10 protein-coding genes and 2 pseudogenes are annotated in these 17,496 nt (G+C 71.3%); 7 read left to right on the top strand and 5 right to left on the bottom strand.

The genetic code is table 11. From position 1 onward, the window contains the following. Nucleotides 1-155: 155 nt before the first annotated feature. Complete coding sequence (locus tag ACFYYJ_RS17665) at nt 156-470, bottom strand: DUF4253 domain-containing protein (RefSeq protein ID WP_389133385.1); 315 nt, start codon at nt 468-470, stop codon at nt 156-158. Here ACFYYJ_RS17665 and ACFYYJ_RS17670 point away from each other — a divergent pair. The 3 genes and pseudogenes from ACFYYJ_RS17670 to ACFYYJ_RS17680 form a co-directional block, all read left to right on the top strand. Next, nucleotides 406-803, top strand: a pseudogene (locus ACFYYJ_RS17670) (ATP-binding cassette domain-containing protein); the annotation flags it as partial. The gene ACFYYJ_RS17665 and the pseudogene ACFYYJ_RS17670 overlap by 65 nt on opposite strands. A 190-nt stretch (nt 804-993) precedes the next feature. Beyond that, nucleotides 994-1,491, top strand: a complete 498-nt coding sequence (locus ACFYYJ_RS17675) for a hypothetical protein (RefSeq protein ID WP_389133388.1) — start codon at nt 994-996, stop codon at nt 1,489-1,491. A 290-nt stretch (nt 1,492-1,781) separates the two neighbouring features. Beyond that, nucleotides 1,782-2,978, top strand: coding sequence for a HEAT repeat domain-containing protein (locus ACFYYJ_RS17680; protein ID WP_389133391.1), 1,197 nt, complete (start codon nt 1,782-1,784; stop codon nt 2,976-2,978). 27 nt (nt 2,979-3,005) lie between these two features. Here the strand turns inward: ACFYYJ_RS17680 and ACFYYJ_RS17685 are convergent, their stop codons facing one another. Together ACFYYJ_RS17685 and ACFYYJ_RS17690 are read right to left on the bottom strand one after the other, a co-directional pair. Further along, nucleotides 3,006-3,308: a prolipoprotein diacylglyceryl transferase family protein gene (locus ACFYYJ_RS17685; protein ID WP_389133394.1), complete on the bottom strand. Its 303-nt coding sequence runs from the start codon at nt 3,306-3,308 to the stop codon at nt 3,006-3,008. Nucleotides 3,309-3,444: 136 nt separating this feature from the next. After that, nucleotides 3,445-7,005, bottom strand: a complete 3,561-nt coding sequence (locus ACFYYJ_RS17690) for a S8 family serine peptidase (RefSeq protein WP_389133396.1) — start codon at nt 7,003-7,005, stop codon at nt 3,445-3,447. 692 nt (nt 7,006-7,697) lie between these two features. Between ACFYYJ_RS17690 and ACFYYJ_RS17695 the strand changes: the two genes are divergently transcribed. Continuing rightward, entirely contained in the window at nt 7,698-8,021 is a 324-nt protein-coding gene (locus ACFYYJ_RS17695; RefSeq protein ID WP_389133398.1) for a hypothetical protein, read from the top strand. 259 nt (nt 8,022-8,280) lie between these two features. Here the strand turns inward: ACFYYJ_RS17695 and ACFYYJ_RS17700 are convergent, their stop codons facing one another. Next, on the bottom strand, nt 8,281-10,572 hold the full coding sequence (locus tag ACFYYJ_RS17700; protein WP_389133400.1) for a helix-turn-helix domain-containing protein: 2,292 nt from the start codon (nt 10,570-10,572) through the stop codon (nt 8,281-8,283). A gap of 281 nt (nt 10,573-10,853) precedes the next feature. Here ACFYYJ_RS17700 and ACFYYJ_RS17705 point away from each other — a divergent pair, with 281 nt between their 5' ends. Then, nucleotides 10,854-11,075: a hypothetical protein gene (locus tag ACFYYJ_RS17705; RefSeq protein WP_385366799.1), complete on the top strand. Its 222-nt coding sequence runs from the start codon at nt 10,854-10,856 to the stop codon at nt 11,073-11,075. 288 nt (nt 11,076-11,363) lie between these two features. After that, entirely contained in the window at nt 11,364-12,008 is a 645-nt protein-coding gene (locus ACFYYJ_RS17710) for a hypothetical protein (protein ID WP_389133402.1), read from the top strand. A gap of 109 nt (nt 12,009-12,117) precedes the next feature. On the opposite strand, the gene ACFYYJ_RS17715 is transcribed toward ACFYYJ_RS17710, so the two are convergent. Further along, a complete protein-coding gene (locus ACFYYJ_RS17715; protein ID WP_389133404.1) occupies nt 12,118-16,467 on the bottom strand; it encodes a hypothetical protein in 4,350 nt (1,449 codons plus the stop codon). A 230-nt stretch (nt 16,468-16,697) separates the two neighbouring features. Here ACFYYJ_RS17715 and ACFYYJ_RS17720 point away from each other — a divergent pair. Continuing rightward, nucleotides 16,698-16,916: pseudogene (locus ACFYYJ_RS17720) on the top strand (glycosyltransferase family 2 protein); the annotation flags it as partial. Between the last annotated feature and the right edge of the window lie 580 nt (nt 16,917-17,496).

Genomic DNA, 17,496 nt, shown 5'->3' on the forward strand with positions numbered 1-17,496 from the left:
CGGTGGAGTTGCTCCGTCTCGTAGTGGGCCCTGTCGAGCCGAGCCGGGTCGTCTTGCCCCCTGGCTGTTCACGAGCGGCTCTGATCAGGCATGCGCGAAGCCCTTGAAGATCCCTTCCCGCCAGACGGAGGATCGCTTACCAGGTGTAGGTCGGATCAGTCCCACCAGAAGTCCCAGCGGTGGGCGCCGGTGAGCCGGTCGGCGTACGCGGTCAGTGTGTACGGTCTGCGGCCCTGCCGGACGTTGTCCGGACAGAACGCAGAGCGCTCGGCCGCGACCAGGAGGGCATCCGGCTCGCTCACCGGCGGTGCGGCAACGCCGAGGTGCAGCGTGTCGAACCCCGCTGCGACGACACGGGTGCCCAACCGGTGCTCCCAGTCGTGGAGCACCGCGGAAATCTTCGCGGTGTCGTTGTCGTGGTTGCAGGGTCCGGACACTTCGACCGCACCCCCCTCGACCGTCGCCGGCACCCACGCCGCCTCTTCGCGGAGCTCCGGGCTGCCCGTCGGCAAGCAGCACCTGGCCGAGATCCGGCGGAAGGCCGGCATCGTCTTCCAGGACCCCGACGACCGGCTTTTCATGCCGACCGTCCACGAGGACGTGGCTTCGACCCGGCCGCGGCGGGCGTCCGGAGCGCCGCGCCGGAGGCGGTGGCCTGCGCGCTCCGGAGAAGGTCGGGATGGCGGACCTCGCACCACCTCTCCTTCGGGCAGCGTCGCCGGGTCGCCGTCGCCACGGTCCTCGCCATGGAGCCGGAGATCCTCGTCCTCGACGAGCCGTCTTCCGGCCTCGACCCGGGATCGCTCGGAGCTGCCGTTCGCCTTCGCGCCCAGCTCCGCCGCCTGACTTTGGTCCGACCGGCTGGATGTGCCGGTGGTTCGTGCCGGGGTGCCCTGCGGCTCGGTGGAGTCGAGGCTATCAAGGGAATCGAACGAAACCGGATGGAAGTTCGCCATCCGGTCATTCACGAACTTCAACCTCAGGAGTCGCATGATGCGCCCCATCAGAGCGGCCTGCCTCGGCACGGCCACGTTGGTCACCCTCCTCGCCTGCACCCCCGTCGCGGCCGCCGCGACGGACACCGGTTCCCCCCAGGCCGCTGACAAGGGCCGTACCATCACAGTCCTGGCCGAGGTGCAGCAGCTGACCCGCTTCCCCGTCACCCCCGGCAGCGTCTCGCAGGGCGATCAGGTCGTCGTCCGCTCGGACCTCTTCGACGAGGCGCACAACAAGGTCGGCGAGACCCACGGCACCTGCACCACCACCCGGGGCGGCGCCGATGAAGCGGAGCAGTGCGTCGTGACCTACGTCCTCCCCGGCGGCCAGCTCACCGTGCAGGGGATGTACTTCAACTACGTCGACCAGGGTCCCTTCGACAACGCGATCACCGGCGGCACCGGGAGGTACGAGAGGGCTCGCGGCTCGGTCCACTCCGACACGATCGCCACGACCCCCAAGATCGTGAGGCGCTTCACGATCCACCTCGTCTGACGGCCCCCGACGTCCACCTGACCCCGGAGTCCGGCTTTCTCCCGCGCTCGCGGCGCCCTGCCCGGGACCACGAGACCCGGCCCGAAAGCGGCGAAGCGCCGTCCTGTGGTCGGTGACCGTGCTCAGGGGACGCCACCTCGCCCGCCCCGGAGCAGAAACGTCACCCGGCAGCCCGCCTCGGGTGAACACCCCGGGACGCTCCTCGGCCGGCGCCGACTCCGGCGGGCGGGTCGGCCTCTGCGGCGGGCTGGAGGCGGGGTCGAACTCCTGGTGTGCCAGGATCTGCTGCTGTGACCGACGACCCTCTGGCCGACCTGGACGATGTGCCATGGGCCGAACTGCAACACTCCTACGGCAAAGCGGATGACGTCCCCGGACACCTCCGGGCGATGCAGGCCGGGGACCGGGACGGCCGGTACCCGCCGAGTGCGCAGCTCGCGAACCACATCGTGCACCAGGGCACGCGATCGCAGGCCGCGGTGTACACCGTTCCGTTTCTCGTACGGATGGCCCTCGACCCGAGATTGGTCAACAGGTACCGGTTCGTCCGCCTGCTGGTCGCCATCGCGATCGGGCTGGACAACAACTTTCTGCCGAACGGCTACGACCCTCGGGAAGACCGCGACAACCTGGCAAGCCTGCGAGGTGAAGCCGAGGACTGGGCCCAGTGGATCGCCGAAGCCACGGACGACGATGAGCGCAAGCAGCGGGAGGAGAGCTGTGAGCAGGTGCTCATCGATGCCGAGGCGATCGTGCTTTCCTACGACGCCGTTCGGGAGGCTCTTCCCGCCCTCGCCGTCCTGTTGACCTCGGACAGCCCTGAGCTGCGCGCCGAGACGGCGAACCTGTTCGCGTGGTTCCCGGAGTCCGCGGCGACCTTGATTCCGCTGCTGAAGGCGTTCGTCGCCGATGAAGCCTCGCCGGGGGCCGCGGCGACGGGCTTGGTCGCCCTCGGGCTGCTCGGCGATTCGGCGGCCGTCCCCTTCGTCCAGGGCTACCTGGACAACCCTGTCGTCGAGTTGCGCTGGGCCTCCGCCTTCGCGCTGACGCGGCTCGGCATCGTGGGCCCGGCCGTCGTCGACGTGCTGATCCAGGTCGTCGCCCGGCCTCCGGAGAGGGCCGAGACCATGTCGTTCCTGAGCGGCTCCTACGGCAGCCTCGCGGCGATGGCCCTGGCCGAGACGCCCGAGGCCACGACGCCGCGGGCGGTGGAGGCCATGCTCGTCGGTCTGGCTGACCGTAGGGGCGTCGAGAGGTACCACGACAGGTACTACACGGCGCAGAGGCTGTTCACGTTGGTCTTTCCGGGCGAACCCGCCGAAGCGCCGCAGTCCTTCGGAGACCTGAGCAACGTGCAGCAGCGGGTCGTGCGGTTCATCGCCGACCAGGACTCCGATGGCTGGCCCACCGGCGGAATGGACGCTCTGCGCCGGTGGAAGGTGCCGACCGGACGCTCCGACCTGCGCGTATACGTCGGGAGTGGCTAGACCGACGACAGGCCGACATCCGACCTGTCATCGTGCGTCGATACCTCCTGTCTTGACGGCCACCTTCACGTGCGGCTCGCCGGCCGGCTCATCGCCACCCTCGCCCTTGGGCCGTGACACGTCCTCGATGCCCGGGTGCCGGCGGGCCGATACAACGAGGCAGGCGATGGCACCGAGGAAGACCACGACAGAAGTCCAGTTGTTCACGCGGAGGCCCAGGAACGTGTGGGACTCGTCGATGCGCAGGTACTCCGTCCAGAAGCGGCCGACGGTGTAGGCGGCGACGCCGCCGAGTGCGATGGCGCCCCGGATACCGAGTCCGCCCTCCACTGGTCAAGCCACAGAGCATAGTGATCGGCCTTGCCACCCAAGTTCGGGCCCCGTCGTGCCGTCCCGGCCGCCGCCGCGCGATGTGCCGCGGAGGGCGGGGCGCTCTGGAGCGCCCCGCCCCCTGCTCGTGGTGCGGTCAGCTCTGGTCGGGTCGGTCGGTCACCCGGAGCGTGTTGAGGAGGGGCTTGCCGAATCCGGTGTGCGTGACGAAACGGATGTTGAGCACCCCGTCCGTCACCATGACCGTGTACGTACGGGTCAGGGCCGTGTACGTGCCCGCCTCCAGGGCGATGTCGAGGGAGGGCAGTACCTGCCGGCCCTCGGCCAGGACGTCGAACACCCGCTTGTTCGGCTTGGTGGAGGAGAGCTCGGCGAAGCCCAGTTCCACCGTGTAGGTCCCGTTCGGCACGTTGTCGAAGCGGTACTCGTACATGCCCTCGCGGGCGGTGCGCAGCAGCCGCTGGTCCTGTGTACCGGTGATGGCGCGGTTGGTGTCGAGGGTGGAGCCGTTGCCCTGGTAGCCGTAGGAGCCCGCGGTGTACTTGCGGTCCGGGGACCAGGCGTCGCCCAGTACGTCCGTGCTCGCGGAGTTCGATCCCGCGTCCAGGGCGACCTGGTAGCGCGGGACGACCACCTTGACGGGGACGGTCAGGTCCGGGGTCCGGCCGCTGGCCGAGGTGATCTTCAGGTCTGCGGTCAGGACCGACCCCGGGGCCAGTCCCGTCGTGTCGACGGTGAGGGTGACCGGGGCCTTGGCTCCCGTCGGCAGATCCCCTGCCGCGGGCGTGGCCGTCAGCCAGGTCGCTCCCTCGGTCACCGTGAAGGCCGTGGCGAGGCCCGGGTTGGTCAGGTCCAGGGTTCGGGTCCGCTGCTGGTTCGGCTGGAGGACCACCTCCACGGCGGGCTTGGACGGTGTCACCCGACCGGTTCGCAGCGACTGGGTCAGGGACGTCACGTCGGCCGCCTTCACGTCCACGGTCGCCTGCCCGGACTCGTACTGCGGTGCCGAGATGGCGACGGGCCGCGAGCCGGACGGGCTCTGGACCACGTAGCCGCCGTCCGCCGCCGTGGTGGCGGAAACGGCCGCGTCACCGGTGCCGACGGTCACGGTGGCGCCGGCGACGCCGCCGCCGTCGTTGGCGTCGAGCACGCGGCCCGTCACCACGCCGCTCCGGGTGGTGCGGAAGGAGATGCCGAGGCCGTCCGTGATGACGGGGGTGTTGAAGGAGTACTTGAAGGCGTCGGTGCCGGTGGCGTTCTCCACGCCGACGGTGGCGGTGGAGCCGCCCTTGATGCCGGTGCCGCCCGTGCCCTTGTAGACGTAGGTGACGGTGCCGTCCTCACCGATCGAGGCCGAGAAGGAGAACTTGTCGGCCTGCGCCGACCAGTGGGACACCTCGCGCCACTCGATGACGTAACTGCGGTGCGGCGCGGTGCCGGTGACGGCGGTGAAGACACCCGATCCGCTGCCTGCGGCGCCGACGACCAGGTCGTCCCAGAAGGGGTAGAGCGCGGCATTGGGGGTGGCGGTGCTCGGCAGGTCGCCGTTGACGTCCGCGGTGTGGTTGCCGCCGAAGCTGACGGTGCCGTTGGTGCCGATCCAGGCCTGCGCGTACGTCTTTCCGTACAGCGGCAGCGGGAACGGCAGGTCGACGCGCTCGGTGGTGTTGTCGCCGGTGAGCGCGAGCTGACGGCTGCCCGGCGTGTACGGGCGGTCGTTGGCGGTGGCGCAGGCGTAGCCGTAACCGTCGGTGCGTTCGGGCAGGTTCACCGAGACGGTCGTGTCGCCCGCGACGGTGGCCCTGGTGGATCCGCCGGTGACGCAGCGGGACGGGTGGGTGGCCCGTACGTCGTAGGTGCCGTGGGGCAGGGTGACCTCGAAGCGTCCCTGGGCGTCGGCGGTCGCGGTCACGGGGGTGTCCGCGACGGTGACGGTGGCACCCGCCATGGGTCCGGAGGCGGCGGTGACCGTGCCGGTGAGCTTGCCGGTCGGGGCCTGGACGAGGGTGAAGTCCCCGGCGGCGGTGGCGTTCTCGGTGACCGTGGCCGTGGCGGTCTGCGTTCCGTAGCCGAACTTGGCGGCGGTCAGGGTGTAGTCGCCCGCCGAGAGCGTGGTGAACCGGTAGGTGCCGTCGGCGGCGGTGGTCGTCGTACGGTCGATCGGACCGTCGGCGGTGACCGTGACGCCCGCGACCGGCGCGCCGCCGGAGCTGACGGTGCCGGCGAGCGCGCCGATCGCCCCGCGCGGGGCGGCGTTCACGGCGGCGAGGGCATCGAGCCTGCCCTCGCCGAAGACGTTGTTGTCCGCGGGGCTGCCGCCGCACTGCGCGGCGTCGGTGTCCAGGGCCGTGCCGTCGAGGAGTGCTTCGGTCTGCGCGACGTCGCCTTCGAGGGCGGGCGCCGCGGACCACAGCAGGGCGACGGTGGCCGCGGTGTGCGGCGAGGCCATGGACGTGCCGGAGAAGGCCTTGTAGGCGCCGCCCGGGGTGGAGGAGCGTATGTTCACGCCCGGGGCGGCGATGTTCGGCTTGATCAGGCCCCCGGGACCTGCGCCGCGCGAGGAGAACGACGCTATGGCGTTGTTGATGTCGAATGCGCCGGAGCTGTACGAGCTCGCGTAGTCACCGGGTGAGCCGCTGGTGGAGCAGCCCGGTCCGGAGTTGCCGTTGGAGAACGCCGGGAAGATGCCGGCGGCCCGCCAGGTGGTGACGATCTCCTGGTACCAGGTGTCCCCGCCCGGACCTCCCCAGGAGTTGTTGACGATGTGCGGGGCGAGATCTGGTCGCGGGTTCTGACCGTTCGCGTCGGTCGGGGCGACGATCCACTGGCCGGAGGCGAGCAGGGACGCCTCGGAGCAGGAGTCGGACTCACAGCCCTTGGCGGCGATCCACTTGGCGCCGGGGGCGACGCCGATCTTGTTGGCGCCGCCGTCGTCGCCGACCATCGTGCCCATCGTGTGGGTGCCGTGGTCGTTGTTGTCGCACGGGGCGGCCCCGGCACAGATCCCGGCGGGGTCGAACCAGTTGTAGGCGTGGGTGTAAGTGCCGTCCCCGTTCTTCCCGCGGTACTGGCGGTTCACCGCGGGGTGGGTGTAGTCCACGCCGCTGTCGATGTTGGCGACGACGATGCCCTCGCCGCGCACCCCGGCCTGGTCCCAGACCTGCGGGGCCTTGACGCGGTCGATGTTCCACTCGATCGCGTCGGCGACGGACTGCTCCCGCCGGCCCTCGGCGGGTTTGGGCAGGGCGACCTTGTCGTCGGCGGCGACCCGGGACACCTCGGGGCGCTCCGCGAGAGCGCCGGCCAGCTTCTCACTGCCGACGACGCGGAGCGCGTTCACGATCCAGTACGAGGTGTACTCGGCCCGGGCGCCTTCGATGGCCTTGACCACCCCGGCCTGGCTGCGCGCGGCGTGCTCCTTCTTGGTCCGCAGTACGGTCTCGGCCTTGGCGGCGCGGCTCGGCTGCCTGCTCGCGGCGGTGAGGTCGGCGGCGCTGTCGAGGTAGACCCAGAAGACGGCCTTGTCGGAGGCGTCGAGCTGGGCGCGGAGCTCGGGCTCGATCTTGAGTCCGGCCGCACCGGACGACGGGCCGGGGTCGGGCGCGGCCGCGGCGACACCCGAGCCGAGCGGGAGGAGCAGGAGGGAGGCGAGGGCGGCGAGCGCCGTGCGTAAGGAACGTCTGGTGCGTTGTACCACGTGTTGTCTCCTCGTACGCCGTGTGAAGGTTGTGCGGGAAGAGAGTGCGTGATGCGCGCGGATCATGTTGATTGAAGGTCATGCCCGTTACAAGAGCACCAATTGAGCCGCGCCCCGGGAGGTGACCGGAGGTCGCCTGTCCGACGAGCCGGCCGCCGCCGGGGCACCGGGGCGACCCCGCAAGTCTGAGCGGAACGGCACTTTTGCGGGTGGAACTTCGTGTTCTGCGCAGGCCGCATCGGGTTGGCTCGGGGCATCACGGACGCGGGGCGGGCCTGCCCCCTCCGGCCTCCCGCGCCGTGAGTTCTTCAGCGCGTGCCCGGACAGGAGCCCCATGCCCCACACCACCCCATCCGACACGGGCGGCGGATCCCGGCGGCGGCTCCCGCGCCTGTCGGCCCGCCTGATCGCGGTCTGCGCCGCACTCGGCGCGGTCCTGCTCGCCCCCGGACCCGCGGGGACCGCGGAAGCGGCCGGGTCGGGCAACGGCGACGCGTACTGGAACATCGGCGAGCCGAACCGTGCTGCCGACTGGATGAAGAACGTCTCGGGCGGGTCCTGGCCGGCCACCGTGTCCCTGCCCGGTACCCACGACACCCTGTCCATCCACTGCGGCCCGCTCGCGCAGACGCAGGAGGACTACGGCTACGTCTTGGGAAAAGCGCGCCATTTCCTTGCGGGCCGTCCTGGTGATGACCGTCGTCACGCGGCTCCGCGCCGAACGCCCCGTCACGGGTGGGGACGTCACCCAGTGCGCGAACGACCCGACCACTGTGGACCACGCCAGGATCGAGGAGGTCTTCGGCCGCCGGCATCGAAGCGGCCGTAGGCAGCCCCACAGGTGGGCTGTTCGCGACGCACACGTCCGCCGGCCGATGGAGTACCTCGACAACGCGGACGGCGACGGTCACCCGGGCATCGTGAGAATGGACTTCCCCGGCTGGGCCCTGGTGGACGACATCATCGCGCGCAATGACGCCCGCGCCGTCGTCAAGGGCGGCAACCGGGGTCTGTGACGACAGGACCCTCTACGACTGGACGGGCCTGTGCCTGTCCATCGACTCGGCCACGGCCACGGCCGACGAAGCCGGCGGCAAGGTCACCCAGGACGGCTGCCCGAAGTAGGACGTTTCCCCGCGCACTGCGCCCACGAACTGCGCCCGGGGCGGGTACCGGTCCCCCCGCCGGTCCCCGCCCCGGGCGCGCCCCGCGCACGCGGACACGTCCACGCCGCCGAGGCCGGTGCGGCCGCTCCGTGGCGGACCGCCCCCGGCTTCACGTCCGCGTCATGAGCCTGGCGACCGCCGCGTCGTACCGTGCCCGGAGTCCCCCGTCCGCCGACGCTCGCAGCAACGCGCCGAGCGCGCGTACGGCGCCGTCGTCGTAGCCGGAGGATTCCGCCTCCCGGGCCGCCAGGTCGAGTTGCCCGATGCCCCCGGCCTCGTCCCCGAGCCCCAGCAGCGCCTCTCCCCGCACCATGAGGAGCAGGATGCGGGGCACGTCGGCCGTGTCCGCCCGGTCGTCGAAGGCCAGCGCCTCGGTCGCGGTGTCGAGCGCCTGGCGCCACTTCCCGGCGTCGGCCCAGTGGCGCGCGAGGTGCTGCATGGCCAGTCTCTCGATGGTCCGGTCCCCGGCCTCGCGCGCCAGCTCCACGGCGCGCTCGCATCCCCGCGCGGCCTCGCCCAGGCTGCCGAGTGCGGCTTGTGCGACGCCCAGGACGACCAAGGCGTTCGCCTCGGCCACCGCGTCGCCCGCGCGGGAGGCCAGCGTGGAAGCGTCCTCCAGGTGGGTGAGCGCCTCCGGGATGCGACCTTCCTCGGTCAGCACCCAGCCGAGCACGTTCAGCACCCGTGACTCGCCGTACCGGTCGCCGCCGGCCCGTGCGGCCTCGAGCGCGGTCTCCAGGAGCGGGGCCCAGCCATCCCGGACGCGCCACACGATCAGCGGCCACATCGTCAGGGCGATCCGCCAGGTCCGGTCGTGCAGTCCGGCGGCGTGTGCCGCGGCCACCGCCTGTGTGAGGTCGTCCCGCTCGACCGCGTACCAGGCCACGGCGGCGGACCGGTCGTCGAACTCCCGCACCACGGCGGGCGGCAGGTAGTCCGCCGGTAGCGGGAAGCAGTCCTCGTTGCCGGGCTCGGCCGCCGCCACGGCCGCGATGCCCGTGGCGATGTAGTGGTCGAGGACGCGCCGCAGCGCCTCGGGCCCGCCCTCCAGGCTGCGTGCGTAGAGCCGCACCAGATCGTGCATCGTCCACCGGCCGGGCGCCGTCTCCGTGACGAGGTGTGCCACGGCCAGTCGCTCCAGGGAAGCCTCGGCGGCCGCCGGGTCCGTACCCGCCAGGGCCGCCGCCGCGAACCGGTCGACGTGCGTACCGGGGTGGCGGCCGAGATGGGCGAACTGACGGGAGACCTCCCGCGGCAGCTGTTGCAGCGTCACGCGCAGCGCCGCCCGTACGCCGGTGTCCTCCACGTCCAGCAGGCTCAGCCGGCGCGTCTCGTCGGACAGTTCGGCGGCCATCGCGCCCAGCGACCAGGCGGGGCGCCCCGCGAGCCGGGCGGCTGCCACGCGCAGCGCGAGGGGCAGCCCGTCGCAGAGCTCGGCCAGCCGGAGCGCGGCCTCCGGCTCCTCGCGTACGCGTTCCACGCCGAGCACTTCGGCGAGGAGCATCGTGGCGTCCTCCGGTCCGAGCACGTCCACGGCGACGGACCGGGCGGTGTCGGTGACGATCAGCCCCGGAAGCCGGTGTCTGCTGGTAACGACGGTGACGCAGTGGCGACCGCCGGGCAGGAGCGGCCTGACCTGCTCGGAGTCCCGGGCGTTGTCGAGCACCACGAGGAGCCGACGGTCGGCGGCGAGCGACCGGAACAGCGCGGCCGCGCCGTTCGCCGACTCCGGTATCCGGTCGTGGGGCACACCGAGCGCCGGCAGGAACTCGCGAAGCACCTCGACGAGGGCGGGCTCGCCCGTGCCGCCGAATCCGCGCAGATCGGCGTAGAGCTGCCCATCGGGAAAGTCGGCACGCCGGTGGTGGGCCCAGTGCAGCACGAGGGCCGTCTTCCCGACCCCGGCGGGCCCGACGACCAGGCAGACGGGCGCCTCGCCCTCGGCGGCCCGGGACAGCGCGACGAGCTCCGCCGCCCGCCCGTGAAAGCCGCGCGGCGCGCGCGGCAGCAGATCGGGCCCGCCGGTCGGCGGGGCGGCGTCCTGTACGACGGCAGGTGGCGGGGCATGCCTCACGGAAACCCGCCGGGGCCGGCCCAGGCTCGCCGCGCGCTCCAACTCCCGGGCACCGGCCGCGTCTTGGCCCAGGGCCGCGGCCAACGCCTGCACCGTGCGGCGCTGGGGCCCTCGGGAGTGTCCGCGCTCCATGTACGACAGCGCCCGCACGCTGACCCCGGCGGAGTGGGCCAGCTCCTCCTGGCTCAGCCCGGCCCGCTTGCGCAGTCCGTGCAGAAGGGCACCGAAGTCGCCGGTGGCCGGTGTACCGGTGTCCATGTCGAAAGTCCCCTGGTCGGTGCGGCCCAGCGGAACGCCGTACCTCGCCCGCAAAAGTATGCCCGACATGGTTTTGCGGGTGGCACTCGCTGCTCCGGCCGACTCCCCCACAGGCGCGGCCGCGGGCCCGCAATGAACGACCGACCGTACTTCTGCCGGTGGAAGTGCCTGGGAACGTCACCGTGCACCGTGATCGACTGGGCCTGCCGCAGGGGTGCCACCTCACGCAAGGGCGCTGCTCCGCATCGGCGGGCAACCTCCCGGCCCACGCACGACGCCCCAGTCCGACCCTCGGTGGTCCGGAAACCACACCTCGGACACGCCGAACCATACGAAAGGCAAGACCCAGCATGCAGAAGAAGATCATTCTCCTCGCCGGTGCCGCCGCCGTGGCCGCCGGTGTCCTCCTCGCAGCCCCGGCCGCCGGCCAGGAGTCCGCGGCGGACCACGGGCGGACCGCTTCCACCCCCGCGCCGCACGCCACCGTGGCCCTCGGCTACGAACTGTCCGACTCCGACCTCGTCACGCCGATGGGCGAGTGGGGCGTCGGCCGACGGACGCCCCGCGCCTGAGCCACCTCGGTTCCGGTCCGACTACCCGACGACAGGTCGTCGGGTAGTCACGTCAGCGGCCGTCGGCGCGGGCTCTGCGGCTTGACTCCCCCGTCGGGCAGCCCGTCTGCCCAAGTTGGTACTCAGCGCTCCACGCCGACGGTCCGACCGGGATGAGCCCTGCGGAACCGCCAGCCGTCACTGGTGAGCCGGCATCGACGCCGCGGCCCCGTCGCGCCCACCCCCGCCTACGCGTCCCCCAGGCCGGCAGCACCATGGCTGTCAGTGCCGGGCACTAGCGTGCGGTTCATGGGTTTCACCAGCGCTTGGGCGATCAGCAGTCACAGCGATGCCTTCATCGCAGGTCTCTCCCCTCTGCTGCTGCCGGCCATGGAGGCAGACCGAGCCGCGCAAGGTGCTCGGCAGCGGTGGGAGCGTTGGCAGCGGGCACCCCTGCCCGACTACGAGACGTGGTGCGTCCCGGCCGCGAGCCCGGCACGCACGGCGGCGGATGCTGCCGCCGTCGAGTCGTTCCGGGAACTGACCGCCCCCGGCGACAACGTCGAGGAGGCCTGCTTCGGCCGTGTGGAGCCGGACTTCTACGTCGTCGACGACATGTGGGCGGAGCAGGAGCGGGACGGCATCTTCATCTCCGTCCATTCCAAGGAGTACGCGGTCGCTTCGTTGTTCCACGCCATCGGTCCGGCCCGCGCCGCCCTCCTGCCGGGCTGGTGCGGCAACTTCCTCCTCACGTCCGGGCAGGTCCGCCAGTCGCTTCCCTCCGTCGAGCGGGCCCTGTCCTTCACCGACTCCGAGCGTGCCGCCGCGCAGGCCCGGGACTGGTTGTACTACTCCGCGAACCAGGAGCACGTCCTGGACGGCCCCCTGCGCATCTGGCGCACCGCCGCGCGGGAGGGGCTCGGTCTGTGCGGGGTGGCCGTGCACCTGTGCTGACGGGTCGACTCCCGGGGACCGCGACGGGTAACCGTCGTTCGGCAGCCATGGGTGCCCGACGTTCGTCCGCGGACGAACGTCGGGCACCCGGCCTGCCCTGCTCTCCGGTCTACTCGGTGACCTCGTACTCGACCCACAGCAGCACGTCCCGCACTGCCGCGAGCCTGTCGGCGTCGCTCCCCTTGGTGATCTCGAGTTCGACGACGCGGGCGGGAGAACCGCTGACAGCGGCGTTCAGGGCTTGAGGCTGAGTTCCGGTCCCCGTGCCCAGCACGCCGAGGTTGGACATCGCGATGCCGTCCACGATCTGGAACTGGGTCTGGGGCGAGTTGCCGAAGCGGAGCTTGCCCGTGATGCTCCCGCCCACGACGCCCGGCAGGACCACCGCGAGGTTGGTGACCGTGCCGCCCGCCGGCAACGGGAGCTTGTTGAGCGGGAAGGTCAGCTTCGCGAACTGCCCCGGTGTCCGCAGGCTCGGCAGTCCCGTGATGTTGACCGACAGGGCCGAGACGAGCAGCGAGCGCGACATCTTCGTGGTGGACGGGGCCGCCGCGACGCCGGAGCCGGCCGGGCCGCCGTCGTAGGCCGCCTGCATGTCGAAGGTGAGGAGTACGTCGGCGACGCGGTCGAGCCCGACGGGGCTCGTGCCCGCGGGAAGCGCCAGGTTCCAGGTCGTCGTGAACGCGGTGCCCTCGAACGGGAGCAGCTGTTCGCCGGGCAGGCCGAACAACTCCAGGTCACGCCGGCTGCGGAAATCGCTGACCGGGTAGGCGTCGGCGTAGCGCAGCAGCGGGACGCGCGGGGCCGACGGGGAGCGGCGGAGCAAGGAGAACCCCATGTTGGTGAGGATGCCGCGTGGCCGCTGTGTGGTGCCCGGGACGTCCACGAGGACGTCGGCGGTGCGGATGCGGTGGGCATAGGTGCCGGGGTGGCCGGCCAGGAGGTCGTCGTCGGTGAGGGTGAACGTGCACGTGCCGGTCTTCTTGAGCTGGCCGAAGGCGAGCGGCAGGTCGCGGGCGAGGGAGTAGGTGCGGGTGAGCGGAAGGCTGAGCCGGGCCGATCCCAGGCGTACCGCCTCCAGCTCGGCGAGGTCCAGGGCCAGCCGGTCGGCGCCGCCCAGGTCACGCATGCGCGGGTCGAAGTACCCCAGGCGGACCACCCGCAGCGGTGTCGCCAGCTGGTAGGACAGGGCCCGCTCGGCGAACCACGCGGACTGGCCGGCGAGGTCGAGGTAGCGGTGCAGCGAGCGCCGGGCGACGCCTGACAGCGCGTCCCAGAAGTCGCGGTTGAGGAACCGCTCGTTCTGGTACGTGATCAGGTCACGGGTGTAGGCGAGCTCACTCGCGGCGATCTCGCCCTGGAGCTGGGCGATGGCCACCTGCCGCTCCTGCACCTGGACCGCGGCCTTGGCGGCGGGCAGGGATTCTCCGGTCAGGGCGTTCAGTTCCTGCTGGCGTTTGGTGGCGGCGTCGGCCATTCCGATCAGGGTGGTCGTGCTGATCACGGCGAAGGCGGAGTACCCTCCGACGGCGGCCAGGCCACCGGCGGTGCCGTCGCCAGACCACGCTTCGCTGCCCGTCTGCTTGACCACCGCCTTGAGGTCCTCGTCGGAGACCGCTTGCAGGTCCTTGCCCACCGACGCGGCGTCCTTCGCCACGTCGACGATGGACATGACGCCGGTCTTCAAACCGGTGAAGTAGTCCTTGAACTGGCCGAAGATGGAGTCCGAATCATCGATCTCCTTCTTCTTCAGCTCGATCAGCTTCTCGACGTCCGTCACCAGTTTCCGAGCCACGACCACACTGGCCTGCGCCCCCGCGACCTGCTCGGTGGCGATCGCGACGGCCCCCTGGGCCCTGCGCTCCTGTGCCTTGGCGGCGAGCAGGTCGAGGTCGAGCTGCTCCGCCCGGGAGACGTACGAGAGGTAGTCGTTCTGGGCCGACTTGGCCGCGGTGGCCCAGCGCTGGGCCGCCGCGACGAGCGTCTGGTAGCGGAGCGTCGGCACCGTGTCGTCGTCGTAGCCGTAGAAGTTCAGGCCGGCGTCCAGCTGCTGGAGGGCGAGCTTGGCGCGGTTGATCTGGTTGAGCCGGCGCGGGTTCTGGACCAGAACGAGGCCGGGCGAGGGCTGGAGGAGGTCCTTCGGCCGGTAGGCCATCGTTCCCGGGTTCCTGCCGTGCAGGAGGAGCACCGCCTTGTAGAGCTCGCGGGCCCGCTCCAGGCTCGCAGGATCGTCGCTGCGATACAGCATCTCGCCCCAGGTGAGGAGGGCGTCGGCCTGGACGATCCGGGCGTACTGCTCCTCCAGGGGGTGCAGGATCGGTGTGGCGGGCGTCGTCACGTCGCCGAAGTCGTTGGTCTGAGGTGTGAGCGTGAAGGGACCGGTGAGGCGGCGCTCGCTGTCGAACACCAGCCGGGCCGTGTAGGGACGGTCGCCCAGGGGGTCCATCGCCCGCTGCCGGCCGGCCACGAGGCGCTTGGCGTTGCCGACGTAGTAGTGCTTCACCATTCCGGCCGGCATGCCGAGCATCCCGATGCCGATGTAGAAGCCGGTCACGCCGGAGAGGATGTCGACGGCGCCGGGGACGTCCCCCAGTCCGGACCGGATCGTCGCGCGCAGCATCGGCAGCAGGAACCTCTGCTGGTAGACGCGCAGCCGGGTCGCCTGGTCGCGGGCCATCCGGAAGTGCACGATGTCCCAGGTCTCGCTCGGCCGGGACAGTTCGTAGATCCGCTCGAATCCGTCCGGCAGGTACGTGGTGCTGGTCCCGGTCAGCTCGACGATGTTGGAGACCGTCACCGCCCGGCGGAGGGCGAAGCTGACCGGGCGCGGGGTGCCGGCGGTGTAGTCAGGCTCCCAGTTCTCACTTCCGGACGGTGCGGGCTGTGCCGCGTTGAGCAGTTCCTCGGCTTCGTCGGCCAGGCGTGCCGCCGTGGCGAACTGGCTCTGGTCGATGGCCTGGACGAGCTCGGTCAGCTTGGCGTCGGCCTCGCCGTAACTGCGCAGGAAGGCAGCCGACCGCTTCACCTCGCCGATCGAGTCGAAGTAGGGCTTGTAGTCGTTGACGGTGTGGCCGGAGTCGATCTCCGCGTGGAACTTGAGGAACTTCTTGAGGTCCTCGTTCAGCCACAGGCCCCTCGTGACGCTGTGGACCTGCGTGCGCAGGGCGAAGAGGTTCTCGGGGAAGAACGGCTGCTGCCGGCCGAGCCACTCGTCGAAGCGCAGGAAGAACGGCGCCGAGCCGACGACCTCGGGCCACAGGATCGGCTTGCCCGACGCACCGGGAAGCTGCGGGACGATCACGTTCTCGGGTGGCTCGACGGGGCCTTGCGCGGTGTCGCTCAGGATGCGCGAGAGGGTGTAGGAGCTGAGCAGCACCGGCGAGGAAACGACGGAGTCCGGCTCGTTCAGCGGGAGCCGGTAGCGGTTGGCGAACTCGGCCGGCAGGGCGGTCGACGCCAGCCCGAGGAGGGTGTCGAGGTAGGCGCGGACGGTCTGGGTGCCGGCCTTCTCCGGGATGTTCGCGGCCGGCACGCCGAACCCGAAGCCGCTCCCGGTCGGAGCCGTCAGGATCGCCTTCACGAGGGGGACCAGCAACTGGTTGAGCGGGGCCTCGGTGCGGTCGGTGGTGGCGAAGTCCTGGAAGAAGCGGTGCGTGAGCTGTTGCTCGACGATGGCGGGGAACTGCGTGGCGTCGGCCGAGACCCCGAGCTTCTGCTGGTGTGCGAACAGTACGAACACCCCGCGGAGATAGTCGCGGTAGGCCTGGTCGTCGGGCAGTGCCCAGGGGAAGAGCCCCCAGATCGGCTTCGGCCACGTGGGGTCGTCGAGGTCGATCGTGTCGAAGTCGAAGTGCGTGTCGAGCTCTGGGAGTTCGAGGAAGGAGATGGTGCCGTGCCGCAGGGCGTCCGGATCGACCAGGCGGGTGGCGGCCTTCGCGTGTCCGTGGACGTGGCCGTTGCCGCTTCCGTCAGGGTCCCCGTGCCCGTCGTCCCCGTGCCCGTCGGCGCGGCTGAGGTCGTCGAGCAGCCGGGCCCGCTCGCCGGGCGTCAGGAGGCGGATCAGGCTGTCGGGGGGCGGGCAGGTCAGGTCGTCGGCCAGGTTCTCCGCGAGCACCCGGCGCGTGGCGACCAGATGGTCGGCCAGTATGGCCAGCCGGCCCGGGTCCACATGGTCCTCGCCGGACACGGTCACCGTGATGGGCTCCTCGTCGAACAGGGCCTCCCTGGTGACCGGGACCTCCTGGCTGTGCCGGTCGCCGTGGTCGATCCGCACGGTGAGCGGCTCGCGCCACAGGTCCTCGCCGATCTCCAGTCCGGCGAAGCCCCCACCGTCGGTCCGGCCCTCGGCGACGACCCGGTCGCCCGCCACCGCTTCGACGCCGACCTCCGACAGCAGCCGATCGGTGGTCGGGTGATGGATCAGCACGCGGATGGTGAGGGACTCGGGAGCCTGGGTCATGACTATCCCTCCGGAATATCGAGGGCCGGTGTTGTCACCGAGAGCATGAGAGCGAGGGCCCGATGCGCCGGGGCCGCCATCCCCGGCGTTCCTTCGAAAGCATGAGGCGGGCGGTGCCAGCCAGCGGGGCGCGCGGAGGTGAAGAAGCCGACGTTCGAGAGCGCCACCCGCCCCCTTTCCACACCCTTCACTCGCCGGGGCGACTTGCCGCGGTACGCGGCGGGGCCCCGGCGGGGCCGGGACGACTCGGCATCGTCGGCTTTCGGATCGCCGACGAGGCGGGCGAGACGCGACGCCGCCACATCCCGCGCCAGCGGGCAATGGGCCCGGTGCGGCACGGGCTGGTCACCACGTTGCTCGGGGGCGGCCACGCCTTGTCGATGCCGATGCCGATGCCGATGCTCGGGGAAACGAGCGGCCGGCCCGAAGGGTTCTTCTTCACCCGTGAGTCGGGGTGAGGACCGGATCGCCCGGTGACGGCTCAGAGGTCTTCGGGGGACTCGTGGCCCCAGGGCCTCCGGTACCCGTCTTTCCCATGTGTCGGAGAGAATCTCCTCGATCATGGCCATGAAGGCCCTGGCGAATACCCCTGTTGGTGGCCGACCTGCTCGGACCAACCTCGCATCCGACCACCGGGACGACGGCTCGTTCACGGCCGTCAGCGACGCTGCCGTCCTTGAAGGAAGCCAGGGTGCACTCCGTCCTGGGCTGCCGCTTGACGGTCCGGGTGCGGATCGCCTCGTCGCCGCGTACGGCCCGGCCCGTCCGTCGCACAGCTCACCAGCGGGCGTCGAGGCGGACTCCGCCATCTCCTCTGAGGCGAGCGACGGCCCCCGTCCACAACCGGTCACCGCTGGCGCGAGTCCGCCGCCAACCACTGCGGCAGCCACCCGTCTGACATGTCGATCTGCATGAATACCCTCCCTGGCCGACCCGCAGACTCTGGACGCCTCCCGAAGGGACACGTACACACGGGTCAGTTCCCGGGCCGGAGGCGGGATTTCAGCATGCGAGTGGGGGCCGCGCTGC

The sequence above is a fragment of the Streptomyces sp. NPDC002467 genome (assembly GCF_042889825.1).
In the GTDB taxonomy this organism is placed as follows: Bacteria; Actinomycetota; Actinomycetes; order Streptomycetales; family Streptomycetaceae; genus Streptomyces.